This window comes from Neisseria sp. P0016.S008, from assembly GCF_051957775.1.
GTDB classification, from domain to species: Bacteria; Pseudomonadota; Gammaproteobacteria; order Burkholderiales; family Neisseriaceae; genus Neisseria; species Neisseria flavescens_B.
This window is the reverse complement of the sequence record NZ_JBQCWB010000058.1, coordinates 1-232: the sequence shown is the minus strand read 5'-3', so window position 1 is coordinate 232 and position 232 is coordinate 1. Positions and strand designations below refer to the sequence as shown.

Annotated in this window: 1 pseudogene; it reads left to right on the top strand. The window is 50.0% G+C overall.

Going from position 1 to position 232, the window contains the following annotated elements:
- Window positions 1-232: pseudogene (locus ACTHS8_RS10970) on the top strand (energy-dependent translational throttle protein EttA); the annotation flags it as partial.

Below are 232 nucleotides of genomic sequence, written 5' to 3'. Positions count from 1 at the left end.
AGTCTGCACTTGGCAAAAACTTTGTTGAGAGGCGGCAATGTGTTGCTGCTAGAAGAACCGTCCAACGACATTGACGTGGAAACCCTGCGAGCGCAGGAAGATGCATTGCTGGAATTTTCCGGCAGCGTGATGGTGATTTCGCACGACCGATGGTTCCTCGACCGTATAGCTAGGCATATCTTGGCTTGTGAAGTCGTCTCTAAATGGGTGTTCTTTTTCGGCAACTATGAGG